Origin of the sequence: uncultured Porphyromonas sp., from assembly GCF_915070105.1 — a bacterium.
Lineage (GTDB): Bacteria > Bacteroidota > Bacteroidia > Bacteroidales > Porphyromonadaceae > Porphyromonas.
Window position 1 is genome coordinate 1 of sequence record NZ_CAJZFJ010000037.1, and the last position, 21897, is coordinate 21897.

The window sequence follows — 21897 nt, forward strand, 5'->3', positions numbered from 1 at the left end:
AGTATACACGTGTGTACACAACAGTATACCCACGTGTACACAACTGTATACACGCGTGTACACTACATCGCTCTAGGTATGAACGCAGCAGAGCTCTCCCGTACGTTCGCCCCCCGGGCTAACGACAAGCATTGCAGAGGTATAGACAAGGGCTCCCTGAGGCATGAAATAATCCCCCCAAGAGCCAAAGGGCGGAGAATACCCCAAGAGACCATGCGTCATCCCAGAGGAAGCAGGTAAGAGCGGGCTGGCTATCTCACCCTTTATCCGTATATTTGCGTGACAGATGGATTGCCAAAAGACTTAGCTAATTTATGCCCCTCCATAGCACCATCCCTTATGCAGCCCAGTCGTACTATGTCACGACCATTCGTCCCCTAGGTGATCGATCACCCTGGACAAGGGCGCTATACCCCTCTCGAAATCAAATCCTAATAATAAATTCTTAATCTATGAGACGAACTTTACTAAGCTTCTACCTCATCCTCACCCTAGGACTGGGACTGCATGCGCAGATCCTCATGCCGGGGAATGATGGCGGGGAGAAGACTGTCGCGATCTCGTCCGATGAGACCTTCTACGATAGTGGAGGCAAGGACAAGGGTATCCCGAAAAACGTCGTGTCGGCGATCACCTTCACCCCCCGACCCGGGGAGGTCATCGAGATCACCCTCGAGGAACTGGAGCTCACTGGTGGAGCAGGCCTCTACTGCTACAACGGGGTAGCCAAGCTCATCAAGGAAGAGGATAGCGAGGGAGAGGAGTCATACACCCGCCCCAGAAATCCTAAACCCTTCCTATCCTACCCGCACGACATGGCTACGAAGGTCATCCGGTCCAAGAGCCTAGATGGGAAGGTCACTTTAGTCTTCGAAAACGGCAATGGCACGGGCAAGGGCTGGGTGGCTAAAGTCTCCAGCACGCCCCGCCGTGCCGATGATAGCAAGCTACCCGATGGCGAGGTACGGATCAGTACTACTCCACAGACGATCACCGTCGGGGACAAGCCTCTGAACTTCTATGACGACGGCGGCAAGGACGGCAAGATCACAGAGCAGTTCGAGGGACAGATCACCTTCGTCCCCAAGACCGCAGGCAAGCACGTGAAGATCACCTTCAACAAGCTTGACCTCTTCAACACCAATCCCCAGCGCAACGACCAGCTACATATATATAATGGTAAGGAAGCGAAGGCGGACAAGCTCCTGCGCACCCTGCTCAAGGACAAGACCCCGATCGTCCTACGCTCGGGCTCTGAGGACGGCGCACTGACCGTCACGCTCAAGAGTACCACTGGGGTAACCAAGGATGGCTTCGAGGCGGTGGTAGAGGAATACACACCACAGGATATGACCCTAGTGGATATCCTACAGAGCCAGGCTAGCTCAGGCAAGGGCGTCACCGCAGGCTCAGTGAAGCAGGAGATCCTACAGCTCAACCTCCAGACGAAGGACAACCTCAAGCCCCTCTCCGCTACCTCCCTCACCTTCACCACCGAGGGCAGTACGGAGGGCATTATCACCCGAGCCGAGCTATGGACAGTAGGCGAGGGCACAGTGAAGCCTGCCGTCAAGCTCGGCGAGACCTCCAGCGTAGGCAAGACCTTCACCATCACACTCAGCTCCCCCCTCACCCTAAGCGAAGGGGACAACAGCCTCATCCTCTACTACGACATCTCCGAGCGTGCCACCACTGGGGGCACAATAGATGCAGCCCTAACCTCCGCCGTCATCTCGGGCAAGACCCAGACACCATCGAAGACGGAGGTCACGGGCAATCGTCCCATCAAGAACGAGGTCATCAGCGCCGAGGGACACCATACGTACAAGGTCTTTGGCGAATGGGCCTTTGCCTCCAAGACGGCTCCATACAGCGGTAAGTACGAGGGGGGCAACAAGGATCAGATCACGACCTTCGTTCCCGATGCCTCGGGGCGGGTCATTGAGATCGACTTCAAGAGCTTCAGCGTCTACTACGGCAAGAGTTCATTCAGCCCCAAGGCTAAGTTCGAGGTGTACGATGGCCCCACAGCTAGTGGTACCCCCATCTGGAAGGCCGATATCACGAACCACAACGAAGGCCCTAAGATTCTTCGCTCCTCCTCGGCTGATGGAGCTCTGACGATCGTATTCAACCCCAACCAGATCAGCAGTACATACACCGACAAGGGCTGGACGGCAGAGCTACGCTCCGTCACTCCTAAGGCGATGACGATCACACAGGCAGCGGGCTTCCAGGCCTCTACCGATGTCGTACCCGTCGGAGCAGCCAAGCAGGCTATCCTCGGGCTGGAGCTACAGACCGAGGGCTTCCTCTCCCCCCTAACCCTCGACCAGCTCAAGGTCAATCTCAAGGGGAACGAAGGGCACCTCTCCCGCATAGCCCTCTATGCCTCTCACGACAAGAAGGAGTTCAACTCCTCCTATCTCGTCGCTGAGGCCTCCACACCTCTCTCCGCAGAGGTTAACCTCGTGCCTACCGCCAACAAGACTCTGGCCGTAGGTGCTAACTACTATTACCTCGCCTTTGACCTCAAGGCCGATGCCCCCGCAGGCATAGACCTCGATGCCTCCTTCGGCGAGCTCATCCTATCGGGTAGCCCACAGGCGATCACCACCCCTGACCCCGATGGCACACGACGCACGAGCCTACAGCATATCTTCGAGGGGGGCAAGGATGTCACTGTAGACGTGACCTCTCCCCTACTCTTCTTCGATGCTGGTGGCCCTGGCCATGCTGCTCCTAGGACGACGGAGTCGGGCTCGGTACACTTCAGACCACGTGCAGGCGAGATCATCCGATGCACCGTAGTCCGTGTAGCCAATACAAAGTCACAGAAGCTCAACCTCTACAGTGGAGCCTCCACGGATGAGAAGAACCTCATACACAAGCTCACCTCGGACGACAAGGCTCCCGAAGCCTTCATCTCCTACGCCGCAGATGGCTCGATGACCATCCAGTACGTCAAGGGCTATGGGGAGTCCGACTGGGAGCTTTCCATTGAGTCCATCACTCCTCGCCCCCTAGCTGTCAAGGCCGTCAAGACCGAGGCCTCCCAGCCCAAGACACTCCTACGTGGAGAGAAGGACGTCCCCTTCGTCCACATCCAGGTAAGTGTAGAGGGTGAGCGTCAGTCTGTGACCGTATCGGGCTTTAACCTCACAGCCCTTGACGAGACTAGCCAGAAGGCTCTGAGCAAGCGTAGCATCTACACCACAGGCCGTGAAGAGGCCTTTAGTAGCAACGAGCTCTTCGGCTCCAGCGAAGACGCTACCGCCACTGCGATCACGGGCTCTATCACCTACGACAAGCCCGGGGTCTACCACTACTGGCTCACGGGAGACATCGCCAGCACAGCATCCGTAGGCGCTGAAGTCAAGATGAGTCTACAGAGCGTCGCTGTCAAGGATGGTAGTGCCGTCGCTCCCAGCACCTCCGCCGAGGGGAAGCACACCATCAAGCAGGGGATGAGTGGGACATACACCATCGGGGCTTCCTCCGAGGCTAAGTACAAGACCCTCAAGGAGGCGACCGACGAACTTAGCCGAATAGGCGCCGACGGTGCCGTCACCTTCCTCATCGAGAAGGGTACCTACACGGGTATGGTTCTCATCCCTGAGATCCCAGGCCTCTCCTCTACGAACACCCTCACGATCCGCTCTAAGAGTGGCAATAGAGAGGACGTCGTCTTCGACATCAAGGAGTACAAGAAGGCCCAGTGGAAGTCTGGGGATAACCCCGGCCACTTCACCATCGACGGTACAGACTACCTCACCCTAGAGGCCGTCAGCATCAAGGCTGCCACCGGCGGAGAGAGCAAGCAAGCTCCCGCTGCACTACTCATCCGCAACAAGAGCGAGCACGTCACCATCCGCAACTGCTACGTCTGGGCACCCGAGGCTACCGACTATGCTACAGGTACCCTAGCGGGCGTACGGACTGCCGCAGAGAACGTAGCCAATAGGAACAGCGACTACTTCACCCTAGAGGGCTCTACCATCGAAGGGGGCTACCAAGGAGCCTATATCGACGGGGCAAGCTACACCGTCCTACCCAAGCTCCGTGGAGCACTCGTCAAGGGTAATACCTTCGTCGGGCAGGGCTCCGTGGGGATTTACTCCACCAAGGTGAATGAGACCATCCTAGAGGACAACCACATCATCGGTACGGGTAAGGTCGCTAACCCTTACAAGGCTATTGATGCTGTCCTCACGGGGAGCACCACCATCCGAGGCAATAAGATAGAGATTCACGACCTAGTAGCTGTCGGGAAGTATCGCGAACTCAATGCCCTCCACCTGCGTGGAGGCTCTGTGGCGGAGAACACCCCAGGCAGAAACCTCATCTACAATAACGAGCTCCGCCTCACGGCTGACAACCACCCCAGTGCCGTCTATGGCATCTACTTCTCCGATGCCCACATCGGCAAGGCCGACATCCTACACAACTCCGTGTCCATCACCGGCCCTGCCGAGAAGAAGAACACGGCAGCTCTAGCGAACGTCGGCAAAAACAACACGCTCGAGCACGACGTCACGATCAAGAACAACCTCCTACAAAACCACACCGGGGGCTACGTCTACTACCTCAATAGAGCGACGATGAAGACGGGGCTCACCCTCTCCCACAATGCCAACTTCACCTCAGGGGCAAGCTACGCCTACCTCGGTGAGGCTGTCGATATCAACAAGTGGAAGAGCGAGACGGGCGATGCTACCTCGATCGTAGAGGAAGCTGCCTTCTTTGACGAAGCCTCCTCACTTCTTCCCAAGAAGGTAGGTGGTCTCCGCTTTGCCCCTCGTCTCCCCGAGGTCACCAAGGACATCACCTCCGCTGAGCGTCCTGACCCTGCTACGGCAGGTGCCTACGAGGTCACCGACCACACCACTCCTGCCCTAGAGGAAGGCTACCCACGTGTGGACAAGGTAGAGGTCACGACAGCTCGCCTCGTGGTCAAGGCCACGGAGTTCGGTAAGCTCCTCTACAAGGTACTCCCCTCAAGCGACGCTGTTCCTACGGTAGATGAGCTGAAGGCCTCGACGACCTCGCTGATCTTCAGTAAGGGTACCGAGCAGACCAAGGCTTTGACAGGCCTCACTGCGGAGACGGAATACAAGCTCTACGGCCTACTGCTCGGCCTGAATGACGAGTATACCGCCCCCTTCACTCCCGTCACCTTCACCACGGGGTACCCCAAGACGGAGGTATCGACCTTCGAAGGCATTGCCGTAGGGGCGGCGGACTTCAACGATGGTACAGCACGCTTCGAGGGCTTCGAGGTCGTCCGCGAGGACAAGGGTGCGACCACAGGCAGTAAGCACATTGCCAAGGTCATCTCCCCTGCTGTAATCACCATCACCAACAGCCGCTATGACCTAACACTAGACGGCTTCTGGCTACGTAGTGACAAGGAGGTCAAGCTCAAGGCTAAGGACAAGGATGGCACAGAGACCAAGACGAAGGACATACCCGCCACCGAAGGGAAGTGGGTCTATGTCAACCTCCGTGAACTCGGCGCTCTACACTCCCTCACCCTCGTCACCCTCGGTACAGTACATATCGATGACTTCAGTGGTGCCCCCGCAGCCCTCACGCTGGACGCCACCACCGAGACAGCCAAGAGTGGAGAGACGAAGACGCTCAGCGTCTCCGCCTCAGGTGGTGTAGCTCCATACACCTACGTCTGGACAGACGCCCTAGGCAAGGAAGTATCTACCGAGGCCTCCTACACGACGAAGGCGGATCATACCCGTCTGTACAAGGTCGTCGTCAAGGACGCTTGGGGTACCACAGCCTCAGCAAGCAAGCTCCTCAAGGTCACAGGCGACGCTGTACTAGCCACCTTCGATGATCTCGCACTCGCCAGCGAAAGCCACTGGACAGGTGACCCCAACCAGACTGAGGATGTACAGACCACGACCTTCTATAGTGGTAGCTACAGCTTCACCAACACCTATATGAAGAAGTGGGCTTCATGGGGCGGATACGCCTACTCCAACCACACGGCTACGACCTACAGCCAGCTGGCTGATCAGTACAACGGTGTCGTTGGTCACGGGATGGCTGACTCCAAGAACTATGGTGTCGCCTATCTCTTCGGTGATACCAAGCTTCAGGTCACCCATGCTGCCAAGGCTGTGATCCCCGGCATGTACATCTCCAATACCGCTTGGGTCAAGTACGTCTCCGAGCATGGTACGGGCTTGGGGGATGAGCCTAATACGCCCTTCAAGAAGGGAGACTACTACAAGATCACAGCGATCTCCAACGACGACGAGAGCAAGAAGGTAGACTTCTACCTCGCCGACTACCGCAGTGAGAACCCTGCCGATCACTACGTCATCGACACGTGGCAGTGGCTGGACCTCTCCGCCCTAGGCGAGGTATCCTCGATCCGCTTCACCGCTATGGGTACACGTGCCAATCAGTTTGGCTCGACGATCCCCTTCTACTTCATCCTTGATAACGTAGGGGGTAAGATCATCGAGGAACAGGCGACACAGGTCACCATCCGCCCAGGTTCGACCCAGGCTCTGGAGCTCGCTAAGATCTTCTCCTCAACGACCCTGCCTAAGAAGGCTGGTGCGACTGTCACCTATACCCTCCTAGAGGCACCCAATGCCTCTCTAGCTACAGCAGTAGTGAAGGAAGGCAAGCTCGAGGTGACTACCAAGGCTAAGGGTGAGACGAGCCTCCTCGTCAAGGCCGTAAGCCGTGGTGCCACCGTCTACCTACGCATCCCGCTGACCGTGGGCGAACCTCCTGTCACCGATGACACTGCGAACATCACCGACCTACGTGTACTCCCCAGCCCAGCTGTGGACTACATCACGCTCACCACAGCAGGTCGAGTAGAGATCTTCTCCATCGCTGGCGAATGTCTCTATCGCAATGCCAACTACCTCCGTGGGGATCGTATCAACGTCAGCGCCTACACACCAGGCATCTACGTCGTACGTGCGGGAGGCTCTAGCCAGCGCTTCATCAAGAAGTAAACTCAGCACGCCTTCCCTTCCCTAGAAAAGGGCAACCCCTCGAGAGACCACCGACCCAGTCGGTGCACCTCTCGAGGGGTTGCCCTTTTCTGTCCTCCCACCCTAGCGACTCAGCTAGCCCTATCGCTCCTGCTAGCTAACTGCATCCCAGCTCTGTCATACCGACATCTCCCAGCCCTGCCCTACCAGTAGCTCAGAGCCCTAGGCATAGCTAGCTCACTGCCCTCACCACAGCTAGCTCACTATCCTGACAGCACAGCTAGTCCTTCTCAGCTTTCCTATTGGACTTATTGCACCTATTAGACCCATTGCACCTATTACTCCTATTACACCTATCCCATCTACTAGCCCCATAGAGCCAGCCTATAGCCTATAATGCAGATCGCCCCACAGAGCCTAGGCTCCGTGGGGCGATCCCCATTCGTTATGTGGGTGTAGCGTTTAGACGCTTAGGAGAGCTTTTCCTTCAGTGCTGCGAGGGCATCGAGGTCACCGAGGGTAGCCTTCTCCGTAGCAGCGTTGGTAGCAGCTACAGCGGCAGCTGCATCCTGCTGGCGAGCCTGACGCTCACCACGCTCTGCACGTTCGCTAGCACGAGCCTCAGCCTTTGCTTCGTCTTCGAAGGTACGGCTGTGTGAGACGATGATGCGGCGAGCGTCCTTGTTAAACTCAATCACCTTGAAGGGGAGGGTCTCACCCTTGGTAGCCTGCGAGCCATCAGCCTTCATGAGGTGCTTAGGCGTAGCGAAGGCTTCGATACCCTCGGGGAGGGATACGATAGCACCCTTGTCGATGAACTCACTGATTGTACCTTCGTGGATGGTACCTACGCGGTAGTCAGCCTCTAGGTTGTTCCAGGGGTTCTCCTCTACCTGCTTGTGGCCTAGGCTGAGGCGACGGTTCTCCTTGTCGATCTCGAGGACAACGATTTCAAGGGGAGCACCGACTTCGGTGAACTCGTTGGGGTGCTTGATCTTCTTCGTCCAGGAGAGGTCAGAGATGTGGACTAGCCCATCGATACCCTCCTCGATTTCTACGAAGACACCGAAGTTCGTGAAGTTACGCACCTTGGCAGTGTGGCGAGAACCGATAGGGAAACGCTTGTCGATGTTTTCCCATGGATCTTCCTTGAGCTGCTTGAGACCAAGGCTCATCTTACGCTCTTCGCGGTCTAGCGAGAGGATGACAGCCTCTACCTCGTCTCCTACCTTCAGGATATCCTGAGCAGAACGTACGTGCTGTGTCCAGCTCATCTCGGAGATATGGACAAGCCCTTCGACGCCAGGAGCGACTTCGATGAATGCACCGTAGTCAGCGAGGACGACGACCTTACCCTTGACCTTGTCACCTACCTTGAGGTTAGCGTCTAGGCTATCCCATGGGTGTGGCTGGAGCTGCTTGAGGCCAAGAGCGATACGCTTCTTAGCTTCGTCGAACTCAAGGATAACGACGTTGAGCGTCTGATCGAGTGATACCACCTCGCTGGGGTGTGATACACGGCCCCAAGAGAGGTCGGTGATGTGTACAAGACCATCGATACCACCGAGGTCGATGAAGGCTCCGTAGGAAGTGATGTTCTTAACCACCCCTTCGAGTACCTGACCCTTCTCGAGCTTGCCGATGATCTCAGCCTTCTGGGCTTCGAGCTCAGCTTCGATGAGTACCTTATGTGATACGACGACGTTCTTGAAGTCCTGGTTGATCTTGACGATCTTGAACTCCATAGTCTTATCCACATACGCATCGTAGTCGCGGATAGGACGGACGTCGATCTGAGATCCAGGGAGGAAGGCTTCGATACCGAAGATATCGACGATCATACCACCCTTCGTACGGCACTTGACGTAGCCTCGTACCACTTCGTCCTTTTCTAGGGCTTCGTTGATACGATCCCATGAGCGTGCTACGCGAGCCTGACGGTGAGATAGGACGAGCTGACCCTTCTTATCTTCCTGTGACTCGATGAAGACCTCTACCTTGTCCCCGACCTTTAGCTCAGGGTTGTAGCGGAACTCCGAAGCGGAGATACGACCAGAGCTCTTGAAGCCAATGTCTACGAGGACATCACGCTTGTTGATCTCGGTGACAGTACCTATGACGACCTCCTGATCCTTGACGTTGTTCAGCGTGTTGTCGTAGGCGGCTTCCTGCTCCTTGCGAGAAGCAGAAGCGGCGGCTTCTCCCTGCTCAAACTCATCCCAGTTGAAGTCTGCGATGGGCTTGATCTCTTTTAAATTTTCCATTTGTTAAACTTACTATGAATTACACACGAGCGTCTCTCGATAGGAGAGGTACGCATGACTTGCTGACCTAAATAAGCGGACATCAAGCGATGCTCTCCTACAAAAGTCGGGGACAAAGATACGAAAAAACGCTACAGCATACCTATATATGCCGAGAGCTCACCTCACTACACGGTATCACCCCTGGGTGGGCTCTCGGCAGGGGCGCTAGGTGTGTACACGTTTGTACACTCCTGTATACACACGTGTACACAAGAGTATACACAGTAGGTACACAAGTGTGTACACACGTGTATACTATTCGGCGGTCTACCGTGCGCTCCTCTAGGGGTACGAGGACATCGCTCCACCCCCTCTTCCTGCCTCTATGGAGAGATAGCGACCGCACTCCTTGCCCTCTAGGCTAAAGGTAACTCTTCGCCTATCGAGAAGGGGGGCAACATGCGCCTCCCAAGGCTTTGCTGGGGAGAGACACATAGCTCAGGATGGGTAGGAGTAAAGGAGGCCACAAGGACTATATGAGGAATAGCTGTACTACACAGCGATATTATTGATACATTTGCAGGAGCAAGTAATTAGACAGCGACACAAATCTGTCAATCCGCACATACATACAGCACAACTATCATCCTCACTCCCTCAATCAGACTCAAATTATGGCTACACAACTAAGGCAAATCAGGTATCATCTCATCAAGATCTTCCGAGCCTTCAAGTGGCTGACTAGAGCCATTGCCATCGCCTTCATCCTATACGCCCCCTACTGCGCCTATCATACAATAGCATCTGGGGGAGACTTTTGGAGTTTCTGGGACAAATTATTTCCTCCCTTCTGGTCTTGGGTTTGGGCAATAGCTTTGTTTGCTAATGCAGCTATCGTCGCAATGCTCACACTTACTAAGGAATCAGACTAGCACACGAGAGGGCATCAGCTGCAGCCTAAAGAGCTCCTCAAGCACTTCACCTCCCTCTAGGTGAGGACAGAGCACCCTCAGCACAGAGGATGGCGACACCTAACAACTATAACCTTATATACAAACCATATACCCCACACTTACGAGACTCAACACCTGGTATCCAAAGGTAGCCGTGGGAGGATCAGTTGTGTATGTGTTGCGAGTTGCTAAAAGTTCATACCTTTGCAGTATATATAATATGTATCTCATCCTGCCTTAGACACAAAGTCAGAGGGAGGGATTGAGGTACGCTCCTCTAACACCAAAGAGGAGAATATATGGTCATAAGGAAGAATGAAGAAGAAGATTAAGGTGTGCCTTTGGGTCGGATTTGCACTCGTATGGCTCGCTATACTCGGTGGGCTCTTTGCTATCACACGTGGGTGGATCGGTTACCTCCCTCCGATTGAGCAGCTACAGAACCCTATCGACAAGTATGCCTCACAGCTCATCGCCGCCAACGGTGAGATCATAGGCTCCTTTGCCCACAGCGGTACTAATCGTGTATTCGTCGAATATAAGGACATCTCCCCTAACCTCATCAAGGCCCTAGTCGCCACCGAAGATATACGCTTCGAGAGCCACTCAGGGATTGACTTCCGTGGGCTGGCACGTGCTGTCGTGAAGACAGGTATCCTCCAGCAGAAGAGCGGTGGTGGAGGTAGTACCATTACCCAGCAGCTCGCCAAGATGCTCTATTCGCCCCCTAGCTCCAACTTCTTCACTCGTATGATGAAGAAGCCCGTGGAGTGGGTCATCGCAGCCAAGCTAGAGCGATACTACACGAAGGAGGAGATCATCTCGATGTATCTCAACCAATTCGACTTCCTCTACAATGCCGTAGGGATCAAGTCGGCTGCCTATACCTACTTCGGTAAGACTCCCGCCGAGCTCAATGTCGAGGAGGCTGCCGTGCTCGTGGGGATGTGTAAGAACCCTTCGGTCTACAACCCCATACTCCGCAGGAATAGCCCCCAGCCACTGGAGCGACGCAACACGGTCTTCCAGCAGATGGAGAAGGCAGGCTACCTCTCAGAGCGTGAGGTGGACTCGCTCTCCAAGCTCCCGATCCGCACCTCCTTCCACAAGATGGATCACAAGCAGGGCACAGCTCCCTACTTCCGTGAGCACCTTCGCAAGATCATGATGGCAGGCAAGCCCGATCGTAGCGACTATGCCTCCTGGCAGTACGATCGCTATCGAGATGACAGCATCCAGTGGGAGACCAACCCCCTCTACGGCTGGTGCAACAAGAACCATAAGCCTGATGGCTCCCCCTACAACATCTACACTGATGGGCTGAAGATCTACACGACGATCGTACCTGATATGCAGCGCTATGCCGAGGAGGCTATCGAGGAGTATGTCGGGGGGTATCTACAGCCTGCCTTCGACCGCGAACGCAAGAGCCGTGGCGGAGATCCCTTCAGCACCTCCATATCCAAGGAGCAGCGTGAAGCGATCCTTAGCCGTGCGATGCGTCAGAGTGAGCGCTGGCGTCTGAGCAAGGAGGACGGGCTATCCGAGGCAGAGATCAAGGCACAGTTCCACAAGAAGACGAAGATGCAGGTATGGTCGTGGCGCGGTATGCGTGACACGATCATGACCCCGATCGACTCGATTCGATACATGAAGAGTATCCTGCGATCGGGCTTCATGGCGATGGATCCTCATAACGGGCATGTGCTGGCGTATGTGGGGGACATCAACTTTGGGCAGTTCCAGTACGATATGGTCTCCGATGGTAGACGTCAGACAGGGTCAATCATCAAGCCCTACCTATATTCGCTAGCGATGGTAGACGGAGCCTCTCCCTGTGACGAGATCCTACACGTACAGCAGACCTATCAGCTAGACAATGGACAGACGTGGACACCACGCAACTCCAACAGCCGTCGTATCGGTGAGATGGTCTCCATCCAATGGGGGCTACAGAACTCCGATAACTGGGTGACTGCCGAGCTGATGAGCCGTACCTCTCCGATTACCTTCAAGCGACTCCTAGAGAGCTATGGTCTCAGAGGCCCAATCGAGGCGACGATGGCTATGTCCCTCGGTACGCCAGAGGCTACTGTCGGGGAGATGGTCTCAGGATACACGACCTTCGTCAATGATGGGGTACGCATAGACCCGATCTTCGTCACGCAGATCGAGGATATGCACGGCAACATCGTAGCGACCTTCACCCCACAGATGACCGAGGTGCTCACTACTGACGCTGCCAATAAGATGCTCTACATGCTTCAGAATGTCGTCAATGGCGGTACTGGGGGACGTCTGCGCTCCTCTACCTTTGGGCTACAGATGCCCCTCGGCGGTAAGACGGGTACGACACAGCGTAACAGCGATACGTGGTTCATGGGCTTCACCCCAGACATCGTAGCAGGATGCTGGGTAGGAGGCGAAGAGCGTAGCGTACGCTTCAACACGATGGCCTTCGGGCAGGGGGCAGCCGCAGCCCTACCAGTATTCGGTAAGTTCATCAAGAAAGTATACTCAGATAGTAAACTAGGCTACAGGAAAGACGCCACCTTCAAGACCCCCGTGGGTTTCTCTCCCTGCTCGGATGCAGGGGACGTGGAGGCCGTGGAGATCTTCGAGGGCGAACCAGGAAATAATACAGACACACCCCCTAGCGCCTTCTGATCAGGGGCGCATAGGGGTAATATCGTTTAATTTTATACATCTAACTTTATGATCAAGACACAGTTTATTGCTTGTGCCGGTCTCGCCATGCTCCTAGCTTCGGTGAGCCCCTCACACGCCCAAAGCTCGGGATTATCCGAGGACGAGTCATCTCCCAGCAGATTCGTTCGTGTTCCCGAACTAACCTACTACTTCGACCGCCCAGCGAAGAACATGATGGAGGAGCTTCCCTTAGGGAATGGCCGCCTCGGCATGCTCAGCGATGGAGGTCTCACACACCAGAAGATCACGCTCAACGAAAGCTCTATGTGGAGCGGTAGTAAGGATGCCGAAGCCCTTAACCCCGAGGCCTCCAAGTACCTCTCCGAGATCCGCGAACTGCTCTTCGCCGGTAAGCACAAGGAGGCCGAGAACCTTATCTACAAGACCTTCGTCTGTGGAGGTAAGGGTAGCGGTCATGGAAGTGGTGCCAAGACTCCCTATGGGAGCTATGAGGTAGGAGGCTTCCTGCACCTAAACTGGGGGAGCTACATCCCCTGCTCTAGCTACAAGCGTAGCCTCGACCTGAACCACGGTGAGAGCAAGGAAGTCATCGAGGTGGCAGGTAGACCCTACCGCATGAAGACGCTCTACAGCTCCTACATCAGCGATGTCAATGTCATCAACATCTACAACCAGACTCCCGCTGCACGTCAGGACACCCTTCGCCTGAGCATGAGCCGCCCCGAGAACGGATATAGCTCCGTCCGTGATGGCTTCATCACCCTCTCTGGCTCACTACCCAACGGCCGTGGCGGTCAGGGACTGAGCTATGCAATTGTCGCCAAACCTCTCCTTCTACATGGTGGTAAGCTCATCACGCGTGGCAACGAGCTCCTCATCGTAGATGCCCCTGTCATTCAAATCCTCATTGCCCATAACACAAACTACTACAATCCTCAGCTCTCTCTCGTAGAGGAAGGTATCGACCAGATCATGGCAGCTGCAGGGACCAGCCCCGCAGCCCTAGAGAGTGATCACCGACAGGCCTTCGCAGAGTCTATGACACGTGTAGAGATGCGCATTGGTAACAGCAACACCGTCCTCGAAGGCCTGCCCATAGACAAGCGTCTAGCGGCCTACCACAAGAACCCCGCTGCTGACCCCAACCTCGCTACTCTCTACATGCAGTTCGGTCGCTATCTGCTCCTCTCCAGCACCCGTCCAGGTGCTCTCCCTCCCAACCTTCAGGGCCTATGGACGAACCTCGTCCAGGCTCCTTGGAACAGTGACTATCACCTGAACATCAACCTTCAGATGAACCACTGGCCAAGCGAGAAGGGTAACCTCTCCGAGTCCGTCCAGCCTCTCACCTCATGGGTCGAGGGGCTGGGCCCCTCGGGGCACCAAACCGCCCAAACCTTCTACAAGGGCAAGGGCTGGGTCACACACATCCTCGGGAATGTATGGGGCTTCACCGCCCCCGGTGAGCACCCCAGCTGGGGCGCTACCAATACGGGTGCCGCTTGGCTCTGCCAGCACCTCTACAATCACTACCTCTACACTCAGGACAGAGCTTACCTAGAGCGTGTGTATCCGATTATCAAGGGTGCTGCCCAATTCTTCCAGTCTACCCTCGTCAAGGATCCCAATAACGGCTACCTCGTCAATGTACCGACGACGTCGCCTGAGAACCACTTCATCGCTCCCGACGGCTCTACCGTAGCCGTCTGTGCAGGCTCTACGATGGACAATCAGATTATCCGAGAGCTCTTCACCAATACGATCGCCTCTGCCCGTATCCTCGGAGAGCAGGCCTTCGCAGACTCACTCGCCCTGCTCCTTCCCCAGATCAAGCCTACGACCATTGGCCCTGATGGACGTATCATGGAGTGGCTTGAGAACTACAAGGAGGTAGAGCCTCACCACCGACATGTCTCGCACCTCTATGGACTCTTCCCTGGCAACGAGATCACAAGGGAGCGTACACCCGAGCTTATCACTGCAGCACGCAAGAGCCTAGATGCACGTGGCGCAAGCAGTACAAGCTGGTCGATGGCTTGGAAGATCAACTTCCGTGCTCGCCTAGGTGATGCCGAGAAGGCTTATGAGGTACTCAATATGCTCCTGCGCCCAGTAGATGCCATTGACCCCAAGACGGGCAAGCCCTATGGCAGTGGGTCAAATAACAACCTCTTTAGCTCACACCCACCCTTCCAGATCGATGGTAACTTCGGGGGATCTTCGGGCATTATGGAGATGCTTCTACAGAGCGAAACTGGAAGTATCACCCCGCTACCCGCCCTACCAAAGGCATGGAAGGAAGGGATGATCTCGGGTCTAAAGGTCGTAGGTAATGCCACCTGCTCCCTCGCTTGGGATCAGTCACGTCCTGGCAAGCTCACGCAGTTCACCCTCGTAGCACATGCCACCTACAAGCATATCCTCACCCTCCCTAAGGAGCTCAAGGACTACAAGCTTCGCCTCAATGGACGTCTCCTCGATGTCAAGGCGCTGACAGAGGATGGCCGTATCCACCTCCCCCTCATGCACCCTGGTGACCGTCTCATCCTATCCCGCAGATAGCTCACCCCGCATCCTCTAGCACACGAGGCTAGATGGTGTCCCCACTTCGGCGGTAGTAGACGGGCTCAATTCCCTCCTCCCCGATAGGTTTATTACTTTGCTTAGTCCCTCTCGGGCTAGCGATCTATTTGCTTCGGATTTTATTGTGCAGATGACGGATAGTGTCTACTGCACCTTGTATTACAGCTTCGGATTATCGTCCCTTTCTTTTCCCTTCAGATGTCTGTGTACCTCTGGTAGGCAACCTATGCCGATCCTAGTGCACTACCCTCTTATGCTCCTCGGGGAAGAGCCTCATGCACTGTGCATATAGCCTTCCCCGATCCTGCTTACCAAGCCCTTACATTGCCTAGACTTATCCCCTTGATCTCGCTTGAGGCAAAGGAGGATGAGCCCCCACTTACATCTCAGATGTAGCTGTAGGAAAGCACTCTAAAAGTTTTTAGTTATCTTTGTCGGCGTTTGACGATTGTCTCTCGGGCGAGTATGCCCTTGTACCTCTGGTGCGAGGTCTCGTGTGATGGGAAATTAGATGACACTAATTTTGAGTAACACAACTATTAGAAACAAGGAATGAAGACTTTCCAACTCGAAGGCCAGCTTCGCACGGAGCTAGGCAAGAAGGCCTCTAAGGGCCTTCGCCAAGGGGACAACATCCCCGCCGTCCTCTATGGAGGTAACGAAGTAGTACACTTCACCGTAAGCCAGGATGGGGTACGTAACCTCGTCTATTCGCCAGACATCTTTGCTATTGACCTCACCATCGCTGGCAAGCAGGTCAAGGCTGTCCTCAAGGACCTACAGTTCCACCCTGTGACTGACCAGATCCTGCACCTAGACTTCCTACAGGTAGAGGCTACCAAGCCCATCGTCATGGAAGTACCTGTTGTCCTAACGGGTCATGCCGAAGGGGTGAAGGCAGGGGGTAAGCTCAGCCTCGAGATGCGTAAGCTCAAGGTACGTGCCCCTTACGCCGAGATCCCCGAGCAGCTCTTCATCGACGTCACTGAGCTCGGTCTCGGTAAGACGATCCAGGTCGGCGCTCTACACTTCGAAGGCCTCGAAGTCATCAACGCTAAGAACGCTGTAGTATGTGCTGTCAAGCTCACACGTGCTGCACGTGGTGCTATGGCTAAGAGCGGTAAGTAAGTCGCTTACTTAGATCTATCCCAACGAAGAGGCCGTCTCTAGCTTAGGCTTGGGACGGCCTCTCTCCTTTACCTTGCCCTGTGGGCACACCTCTCGTCCCGATGTAGGTGAGTCCCGACCTCCACTGGGGGCACTCCTCTCCCTTCACTGGAGACTGCTCCCGACTCTGCCTGATGGCCTGCCCCACACTTACCCGGTGGGTATGTGAGACTGGTCTATATAGGGGTTCGCCTCTGCTTATCTTTCTTATCTTTCTTCTCTTGCCCTTTACTCACTGACTGCCGAATAGCTTTATTACTCCTCTCACTGCCTTCGTCGGGTAGATTTATTCCCTACGACGAGCTAACCACTATACCACTATGCCCACATCACGTATATTACTAGTTGCGCTCCTACTCGCTTTGCTTCCCCGCACACAGGCCAAGGCTCAGCCCTTCCCTGAAGCTTTCGATCACCTCAAGAAGCTGGAGCAGAAGCAGCGTGCCCGTGTCACAGTCCTCCTCACTGACCTCTCCACCCAGACACCTATTATCAGCTATAGGACAGAAGACCCCTTCTGCCCCGCTTCGCTCATGAAGATCCCGACGACGGGAGCGTTCCTTGCCCTAAGGGGGCGGGACTACCGCTTCCAGACCCCTGTGGGCATCCGTGGAGTGCTCATTGGGGACACGCTGGAGGGGCAACTGGTCATCGGTGCCTCGGGGGATCCTTCGCTGGCTTCGCACTATATAGATGATCGCCTACGGTTCATCCGAGAGATCGCCGAGCTCCTACATCGCTGGGGGATCCGTCGGATTACGGGGGGAGTCGTCCTAGATGGGCGAGGCTTCCCCACCCCGACCTATGGGGAATATTGGCCCGACGAAGACCTCAATGAATACTACGGTGCGCCCGCCTCGGGCTTCAATATTGCCGATAACTATGCCGATGTCTATCTACGCAGCACTCGGGATAGTCTCCGAGCAGAGACCTCCATCGCTTCGCTCAGCCTCCCCACTGCCGTAGAGGTGGGTACAGGCAGGGGCATGCGCCTAGACCTCGGCATCAGTGCAGGGGGAGATAGCCTCCTGCTCTCGGGGATAGCACGCTCGGGTATGCACGCTCACCACCGACGCATGCCCCTCGTAGATCCCCCACGCTTCCTTACCTCTTGGCTTCGCGAAGGGCTCAAGCAATGGGGCATAGAGGTCGTCTCCGCCCCAAGCCCCCTGCAGGTAAACGCACAGGTAGGGATCAGCAGGCTCGGGGTGTACTCTTCGCTCAAGGCCGATACCCTCATCCGTATAACCAACTATAGGAGCTCGAATATCTTTGCCGAGGCCTTCGCCTACCACCTCAACGACAGCACCCAGCGCAGGGCTTCGCTCCCCATCTCGGTGCGCAACTATTGGCGACAGCGTCTCCAGCTGACCGCTTCGCAGTTCACCCCCTATGATGGATCGGGGCTAAGTCCTCACGGCCGTATCACAGCCCAAGCGCTGAGTATGATGCTACATGCTCTCTGGGAGGATGAGATCCTGCGCGCACCCTTCCTCGCTTCGCTTCCCGAGGTAGGCGTATCGGGCACGGTGCGTAAGATACAGATCCACCCTGACATCAGAGCCTATATGAAGAGTGGATCTATACGTGGAGTGCGTGGCTATGCTGGCTATATCCAATGGGGAGAGAAGTGGTATAGCCTCGTCTTCATGGCCAATAATCTACGCAATAGTGCAGAGGCTAAGCAAAGCTTTGGACGCTTCGTCAGCGAACTCTTTGTGACTCCGCCACCTCCCACCAAGCACAAGAAGAAGGCGAACAGACATGCCAAGTCTTCCTCCCGCAAGGCCAAACGCTCCAAGCGTAGCAAGTAGCCCCACCTCCCCCTCTTTCGTTCTTCCCCTTCATCCTCCCCAGCTGACACTGTAGTCACTGGGAGGATGAAGGGGAAGCCTATTTCTACCCTTATCACCCAGCCCAACAGCGAAACCAAGCCTAAACACCCTCAACCACTCTCCAAGCCCCCACTAAGGCTCTTCCTCCACCTCTACATCTCCCCCCTTAGTCCAAGCAAGGCTTTATCTTTAGTTCAAACCAAGCTATTCCGATAGCCAAACTAAGTTTTTTCCCATCTAGCTCACATCAGAAGCGACTGCGGTCTCGAAGGAGTTTCCCTCACTACCTGCATTGAGGTATCTTCACTACCTTTGCAGAGGTGTCCACATCGCCCTCCCCCAAGTATCCACGACCTCTCCACTGAGGTATCCACATATTCTCCTGTGGAAGGGCGACGCTATCCACTCTAAGGGTAAGCTACCCACCCCATCACAATATGCTCATCGCCGAAGTCATCATACCCCTTGCCGTCGAAGGCTCTTTCTCCTACGAGCTCCCCCCAGATCTGCGTGCTGCTCATCCCGAGGTAGGCGCAGGATGTCGGGTGGCTGTCCCCTTCGGCGCCAAGCGATATTATACAGGAGTTATCCGTAGGCTAAGGGAGGAGGATGAGGGCAGGAGGTGCAAGCCCATCGACCAAGTCCTCGACGCTAGCCCCCTCATCAGTGAGGAGCAACTGCGTCTGTGGGACTGGGTGAGCTACTACTACTGTTGCCCCCTAGGCTCGGTGCTCCGTATGGCACTACCTGCGGGCTTACTTCCCGAGAGCCAGACGATTCTTCGCCTCGCTCCCGACTTTGCGACGACAGAGCCTCTTAGCCCCCTTGAGTTCCAGATCCTCGACACCCTCAGAGAGCTAGGGGGCGAAGGCCTCGCCGTAGATAGGCTGGAGAAGATCCTTGGGCGAAGGCTCGTCCGTCCTATCGCCCACCTCGTCGCACTAGGAGCACTGCTCACGGAGGAGCTGCTCCAGCAGACCTACCGACCTAGACTCATACGTGTCCTACGCTTAGCCCCACACCTCCAGCAGGACGATGAGGCACTCAGCCAGACCTATGCCACGCTCAGTAGAGCACCGAGACAGGCAGAGCTCCTTGGGACGTTCGCCCGCCTACTCGAGGAGCGTAACCTGTCCCTCTCCGAGACCCTTCCCCGTAGTCTCCTGCTGGAGCATCACCCTCAGGGCAGTGCACCTCTCAGAGCCCTCATAGACAAGGGCATCCTAGAGCAGCTGGAGCAGCCCAAGAGCCGAATAGAGCTAGGTAATCCCGTAGAGCTCCCCCCGCTCCCTCCAGTATCGAAGCTCGAGCATCCCGTCAGCCTCTACTGGGGACAGAGCACCCATGCCAAGGAGGACTATCTACTGCGTCAGGTACATCAGACCCTAGAGGAGGGGGGGCAAGTCCTCTTTCTCACCCCGACAGTCACCCTGACCCCCTCGAGCTTCTCCTTCCTAAGCCGTCTCTCACGTCTCCTGCCTGAGGGCTATTACCCCTACCATAGTCTGCTCGGTGAGCCCCTCCGTGTGGAGACCTATCGTAGGCTCACCACCCTAGAGACACCCGCCCTAGTGGTCGGGACACGCACAGCGGTCTTCCTGCCCCTACCTAGGCTCAGTCTCATCGTCATCGATGAGGAGCAGGAGTACCTCTACAAGCAGCAGACCACCGCTCCACTCTTCCACGCTCGTGACGTAGCCCTATGGCGGGCACATCAGCGGGGGGCTCGTGTGCTGCTGGCCTCGTGTACGCCATCTGCCGAAGTCGTCTTCCACGCTCTACGTGGTAAGTATGCCCTACTGAACGAAGAGGGAGCGACACCGACAGCCCCGCCTGCCCTCGTCCCGATACAGACGATCGACCTCAAGGGTCTTCGCCAAAGCAAGGCTATGCCCTACGGCTATGCCCTCTCCCCGTATCTCTATGATCGGATCAAGGCCGTCATCAGCCAGGGGAAGACCGCCCTCCTCCTACAGAATAGACGGGGCTACGCTCCCTACCTACTCTGTGGTGCCTGTGGCTCACGCCTCCTATGCCCACACTGCGACGTCAGCCTGACCTATCATCAGTCCCGCTCGCTACTCATCTGTCACTACTGCGGGCACAGCGAGCCTCCTCCGCCTGCCTGCCCCCACTGCGGAGCGACAGAGGTGGAGACCAAGAGTGGGGTGAAGCCCGCCCTACGTGAGGTCGGCTACGGGATAGAGCGTGTGGAGGAGGAGGTACAACGTCTCTTCCCCGATCATGCTGTGGTGCGTATCGATAGCGATTCCCTCTCCTCCCGTAGGAAGCAGGTGGAGCTCCAGGCACGACTGGAGGCAGAGGGTACGGAGATCCTCATCGGGACACAGCTGATCAAGGGGCAGTCCGTATGGGGCGAAGTCGGTCTCATCGGTGTCGTACAGCTAGATGCACTACTCGGCTACCCGGACTTCCGCTCCTATGAGCGAGCCTACCAGCTGCTCTACCAGCTCCGCCTACGAGGTGCCGAGCAGGGTGGCTCACAGCCAGAGTGCCTCGTCCAGACGAATGACCCCGAGAACCTCTTCCTACAGATCCTAGCCCGGGGGAACTACGAGAGCTTCATCCATCAGACGCTCGAGGAACGTGAAGCCCTACACTACCCTCCCCTATGGCGCATGACCTATATCTACCTCAAGGGCAAGGATGCCCGCCTCGTAGCTCAGGTAGGCCTTCACCTATCCCTCTACCTAAGGGCTCTATTACCCCAAGAGGAGGTAAGCGAAGCCCTTACCCCACACGTAGGTCGTGTGGATGGGCTCTACATCCAGCGTATCCTCGTTCGTCGCCCCTTCACCACCTCCTACCAAGATGAGCGGGTAGCCTTCGCCTCGGCACAGGCACAGCTCCACACGACCCTGCCGGAGAGCCGTCGGATCAGTATCACGATCGACGTAGACCCCCTCTAGCTGGAGATTCTAGAAGCGGGAGGAAGTGTCGAGACAAAGGCTCTTCGCACCTCTCCATCCCACACATCTACAGGGTCTTAGCTCCGCCATTAGGCCTCGGCCATCGAGCGCATTACACCATCCCGAAAACGAATATACCGAGAGCGCATTTACGCTCCTATAATGAACGCCCTCATCACCTATGTAAGGTGACGAGGGCGTTCTTACCTAGAGCGCAGGAGGGGTCTCGGTATGTTCGTCTTTGTCCTCTCGGGAGGACTGATACAGAGCATGTTGCAGGAGGGGCACGGAGCTAAGGGGATCCACATTCAGTCCCTCTCCCCACGCTAGCTAGGGGCGAGGCTTGATCTCTTTCGTACACTCCAGTCTTTGGCTCTTTGGGGATATTCGTTCATATCCGGGAGCCTTAGCTGTATTCCTAGAGTACCTAGGCGTTAGCCCCCGAGGGACACATACACGAGAGCACTACCGAGGATATATTTAGAGCGAGGTAGTGTACACGCGTGTACACAGATGTATACACGTGAGTACACTATTGT

Annotated in this window: 7 protein-coding genes; 6 read left to right on the top strand and 1 reads right to left on the bottom strand. The window is 55.9% G+C overall.

The features are described from left to right. Positions 1-452: 452 nt before the first annotated feature. On the top strand, positions 453-6995 hold the full coding sequence (locus QZ554_RS05060; RefSeq protein ID WP_297194782.1) for a DUF4465 domain-containing protein: 6543 nt from the start codon (positions 453-455) through the stop codon (positions 6993-6995). Positions 6996-7444: 449 nt separating this feature from the next. Here QZ554_RS05060 and rpsA read toward each other — a convergent pair whose 3' ends face one another. Then, positions 7445-9238, bottom strand: coding sequence for a 30S ribosomal protein S1 (gene rpsA / locus QZ554_RS05065; RefSeq protein ID WP_297194783.1), 1794 nt, complete (start codon positions 9236-9238; stop codon positions 7445-7447). Between the two features lie 1250 nt (positions 9239-10488). On the opposite strand from rpsA, the gene QZ554_RS05070 reads away from it, so the two are divergent. The 5 genes from QZ554_RS05070 (at position 10489) to priA (ending at position 21358) form a co-directional block, all read left to right on the top strand. Continuing rightward, complete coding sequence (locus QZ554_RS05070) at positions 10489-12840, top strand: transglycosylase domain-containing protein (protein ID WP_297194784.1); 2352 nt, start codon at positions 10489-10491, stop codon at positions 12838-12840. A gap of 48 nt (positions 12841-12888) precedes the next feature. Next, entirely contained in the window at positions 12889-15405 is a 2517-nt protein-coding gene (locus QZ554_RS05075) for a glycoside hydrolase N-terminal domain-containing protein (protein WP_297194785.1), read from the top strand. A 573-nt stretch (positions 15406-15978) separates the two neighbouring features. Then, on the top strand, positions 15979-16554 hold the full coding sequence (locus QZ554_RS05080; RefSeq protein ID WP_297194786.1) for a 50S ribosomal protein L25/general stress protein Ctc: 576 nt from the start codon (positions 15979-15981) through the stop codon (positions 16552-16554). A 359-nt stretch (positions 16555-16913) separates the two neighbouring features. Then, on the top strand, positions 16914-18407 hold the full coding sequence (dacB, locus tag QZ554_RS05085) for a D-alanyl-D-alanine carboxypeptidase/D-alanyl-D-alanine-endopeptidase (protein ID WP_297194787.1): 1494 nt from the start codon (positions 16914-16916) through the stop codon (positions 18405-18407). A gap of 458 nt (positions 18408-18865) precedes the next feature. After that, a complete protein-coding gene (gene priA, locus QZ554_RS05090; protein WP_297194788.1) occupies positions 18866-21358 on the top strand; it encodes a primosomal protein N' in 2493 nt (830 codons plus the stop codon). The last annotated feature ends 539 nt before the right edge of the window (positions 21359-21897 follow it).

Bases quoted from the DNA above. Each gene is read 5' to 3' on its own strand.
- QZ554_RS05060 (WP_297194782.1), top strand. From the start codon at position 453: ATGAGACGAACTTTACTAAGCTTCTACCTCATCCTCACCCTAGGACTG.
- rpsA (WP_297194783.1), bottom strand. From the start codon at position 9,238: ATGGAAAATTTAAAAGAGATCAAGCCCATCGCAGACTTCAACTGGGAT.
- QZ554_RS05070 (WP_297194784.1), top strand. From the start codon at position 10,489: ATGAAGAAGAAGATTAAGGTGTGCCTTTGGGTCGGATTTGCACTCGTA.
- QZ554_RS05075 (WP_297194785.1), top strand. From the start codon at position 12,889: ATGATCAAGACACAGTTTATTGCTTGTGCCGGTCTCGCCATGCTCCTA.
- QZ554_RS05080 (WP_297194786.1), top strand. From the start codon at position 15,979: ATGAAGACTTTCCAACTCGAAGGCCAGCTTCGCACGGAGCTAGGCAAG.
- dacB (WP_297194787.1), top strand. From the start codon at position 16,914: ATGCCCACATCACGTATATTACTAGTTGCGCTCCTACTCGCTTTGCTT.
- priA (WP_297194788.1), top strand. From the start codon at position 18,866: ATGCTCATCGCCGAAGTCATCATACCCCTTGCCGTCGAAGGCTCTTTC.